This is a genomic window from Desulfoplanes sp. (assembly GCF_054921335.1).
Genome location: NZ_JBUDSQ010000150.1, coordinates 1 through 3466, shown reverse-complemented (window position 1 = coordinate 3466; position 3466 = coordinate 1). Strand labels below are relative to the sequence as shown.

Annotated in this window: 4 protein-coding genes; all 4 read right to left on the bottom strand. The window is 47.5% G+C overall.

Annotated features, from left to right (window positions below; translation table 11 throughout):
* Positions 1 to 161: 161 nt before the first annotated feature.
* Entirely contained in the window at positions 162 to 401 is a 240-nt protein-coding gene (locus ACY692_RS14630) for a hypothetical protein (RefSeq protein ID WP_462326116.1), read from the bottom strand.
* A gap of 258 nt (positions 402 to 659) precedes the next feature.
* Entirely contained in the window at positions 660 to 1391 is a 732-nt protein-coding gene (locus tag ACY692_RS14625) for a hypothetical protein (RefSeq protein WP_462326115.1), read from the bottom strand.
* A 433-nt stretch (positions 1392 to 1824) separates the two neighbouring features.
* Complete coding sequence (locus tag ACY692_RS14620; RefSeq protein WP_462326114.1) at positions 1825 to 2169, bottom strand: hypothetical protein; 345 nt, start codon at positions 2167 to 2169, stop codon at positions 1825 to 1827.
* A 234-nt stretch (positions 2170 to 2403) separates the two neighbouring features.
* Complete coding sequence (locus ACY692_RS14615; RefSeq protein ID WP_462326113.1) at positions 2404 to 3216, bottom strand: KilA-N domain-containing protein; 813 nt, start codon at positions 3214 to 3216, stop codon at positions 2404 to 2406.
* Positions 3217 to 3466: the final 250 nt, after the last annotated feature.

Below are 3466 nucleotides of genomic sequence, written 5' to 3'. Positions count from 1 at the left end.
GCCAGAGGGACTCGTCGACATGGGCCTCACGTGGCATAAAAATATTTTCCCGTATCTCCCCGAAACGACCCTTTGCAAGGATTTTGTCCAGATAATTCCCATTGCCCGGGGGTTCTTTTAGTAAGGATTTCAAATTTATCCCTTTGTGGCTACCGTGCTTTTCACTTCAATGACTTTACTGTTTTATCTTCTGTTAACAGCTTCATTTGTTGACTAGCTGTATTATTTAAAATTCGTAGCCTTTCAGATTGCTCCAGTCCCTGTTGGATAAAATGCGCATTCAGGTTTTCCAGATTTGCCAGGCAGACGAGTTGGCTTACATTGGCATAGTCCCTGATATTTCCTTTGTCTTCGGGATGCTCATCCCTCCAGTATTTTGCCGTTTTTCCGAACAAAGCCATATTTAGAATGTCCGCTTCTGAAGCATATATAAATGACACCTGTTGTTTTGTTAGTTCTGGTGGAATCAGGTTTTTTTTAATGGCATCGGTATGGATACGATAGTTGATTTTTGCAAGTTGGCGTCTGACATCCTAGCCAAGTTGTTTTTGCTCCGTTTCTTTGAGCCGCTGAAATTCTTTTATAGTGCACCCATGGGGTCTGACTCCTCAGACCACGTTTGATGGCGACGATTCTGTAACACCGACATCCTGTATCGCTTATTTGGTGACATCCTCATGCCAGATCCGATAGAACTGCTCCAGTTCGGCAATACGTTTGTTTTTGTCAGGAATATTTTCCAGGGCCATACCGAGCAGGGTTCGCCATCCGGCATCGGGGGGTTCGCTGGAAAAGCCGCTGACCATGAACAGAACATTCAGGGAATCAAATTTGCCGAATTCCGGCCAGTAGCGGGCAAAATCCTTTTGGTTTTTTATCCACATCTGCTGGATACCGTAGGATTCCAAAATGAATTCGTTCCGAGTCATGACGGGATCTTCGGGGTCACCGTATGAGGCCCACTCGAGATAGCCGTCATAGTCGATCATGGCCGCATCCGATTCCCTGACCGCGGAAAAATCGCAGGTCTCATCGAAATCCTCCGGGAAATCGAAAATGGGATACCTCGCGATTTCCCTGTCATAGGATGCCCCCATATCTCCGATCCAGAAGCCTGACAGGTAGTTGTCTCCCTTGGGATCATCCCGAAATTTCTGTTGCTCGGGCGTCAGATCGGGGATGTTCCCGGGAAGATAGTCGGCCAGCCAGGAAAAATAGTCGTCATCAGGCATGTCGTACCAGACCTTGCCTTCCGGGGTTCTGGGAAAATCGCTCATCCGGTAATCCTTGTGGAAAACAAATCCGGAAATAGTCATCCACTCCGCCCAGGGAATATCATATTTTCCGGCGACCTCACCCATCTTCACCCGACCAGCAAATCCGTTTTCCATACTCCCTCCGTGGCAGTGTGACTATCTGGATTGATATGTATCATATGGTTTCATATCGGGGTCGAACCTCGTTAAACCAAACCTGATGATACAGGGGGTCGGACCTCTGCATCTATCCGGGATATCATCATAAATTATCCCGAAAAGGCCCTTTTATCCGCTTAAACCAAATCTGCTTTGAAACCCGTAGTTTTTGAGGGTACCGACATATCACGTCCAAAACCATAGATTTCCGGCAACCCGTTTGCTTTTCTGCACCTCCCGGGGCGCAGAAAAGCGGGCGATTCTTGAATCGCCCCTACAGGTCTGCGGTATATCATCGGGACTCAATGGAAACTCAACATTTCGAACGGGGTTTGGTTTAATAAGCTGATTATACTCCCTTTCATTGGCTCAGCTAAACGTGCCACTCTCAAGTGAAGGCAGTTTTCCATCATCTCATGTACCGCCCGGGCCTGCCCCTGTCGCTGATGCTTCTCATCTTCCCCACAAGATCCTTCAGCTCGTCCCGTTTCTCATACAGCCATTCCGCAACCTTGAGCAGGTGGTACCGGTTGGCCGTGCGGGGAGGTGATACGTTTCGGCCGCGCAGGGGCTGCTGGTAGGTGATGGAAATACCTCTTCGTTTTTGAAAGAAACGGCTTCTGGTTCTCAAGATCCAGAGGGCGATGCCGACACCCGTGATAACCTCAACCAGGGATGGTCTTTCCCCATGCCCGTCACAGCTGTAGCTTGTTTTGATGCCGATATAGTGGAGCCATCTGACCAGGCCGGCCATGTAGGTGTCTATGATGGAAAGGTCGTCAGCGCGGCCCCCTCGGCTCCGGAATGAGTTTTTTCCACGGATGCCGGCCAGAGGGACTCGTCGACATGGGCCTCACGTGGCATAAAAATATCTTCCCGTATCTCCCCGAAACGACCCTTTGCAAGGATTTTGTCCAGATAATTCCGATTGCTCGGGGGTTCTTTTATTAAGGATTTCAAGTTTATCCCTTTGTGGCTACCGTGCTTTTCACTTCAATTTCTTTACTGTTTTATCTTCTGTTAACAGCTTCATTTGCTGAATAGCTGTATTATTTAAAATTCGTAGCCTTTCAGATTGATCAAGTCCCTGTTGAATAAAATGCGCGTTCATGTTTTCCATATTTGCCAGGCACACCAGTTGTGCTACATTGGCATAATCACGTATGTTGCCCTTATCTTCAGTGTTTTCATCTCTCCACTCTTTGGCAGTTTTTCCAAACAGTGCCATGTTCAATATGTCTGCTTCTGATGCATAAATAAAGCTCACCTGATTTTTAGTCAGCTCCGGGGGGATCAGGTGCTCTTTAATGGCATCAGTATGGATGCGATAATTTATTTTTGTGAGATTGCGACGAATATCCCATCCGAGCTGTTTGAATTCTTCGTCTTTCAGACGCTGAAATTCTTTAATAAGATAGAGCTTGAATTGAGGTGAAATCCAGCTGGCAAACTCAAATGCAATGTCTTTGTGGGCATACGTGCCGCCATAGCGTCCAGCTTTGGCAATCACGCCGATAGCATGTGTTTTCTCGGTCCACTGCTTAACGGAGAGAACAAAACGATTCAGACCGGCCTCATTTTTAATTCCCTCGAATTCGGGGGAATTAAAATCGGGGTTGTACATCTGCTCCCAGATCCCCAGAAATTCAATAGTGTTTTTGTTACGAAGCCATTTCTCGATGAGAGCCAATCCGTTATCGATGTTACGTACCATATCGGTCATGGAAATATAGTCCTGCTCATGATTGTCCACAACCGTAATTTCATTCCCGTCCACGTGTATCTTTCTGTTCCTGCCCATTGTGTCTCTCCTACATCGGGATCGGACCTCGTTAGTCGTGCGGAATGTCGATACAAATCTTTTCCAGAAACCCTTTTGGCCGCTTAGTGCACCCATGGGGTCTGACCCACCCAACCCCTCTGCTTTATAAAATCAAAAAAAACGGGCCATGGGGTCTGACTCCTCCAACCACATTTGATGGCGACGATTCTGTAACACCGACATCCTGTGTCTACCTTACCGGGGTCGGACCTCGGCATCTATCCGGGAT

Excerpts from the sequence above, each read along its gene's own strand:
- ACY692_RS14630 (WP_462326116.1), bottom strand. The coding sequence starts at position 401 with ATGGCTTTGTTCGGAAAAACGGCAAAATACTGGAGGGATGAGCATCCC.
- ACY692_RS14615 (WP_462326113.1), bottom strand. The coding sequence starts at position 3,216 with ATGGGCAGGAACAGAAAGATACACGTGGACGGGAATGAAATTACGGTT.
- ACY692_RS14625 (WP_462326115.1), bottom strand. The coding sequence starts at position 1,391 with ATGGAAAACGGATTTGCTGGTCGGGTGAAGATGGGTGAGGTCGCCGGA.
- ACY692_RS14620 (WP_462326114.1), bottom strand. The coding sequence starts at position 2,169 with ATGGCCGGCCTGGTCAGATGGCTCCACTATATCGGCATCAAAACAAGC.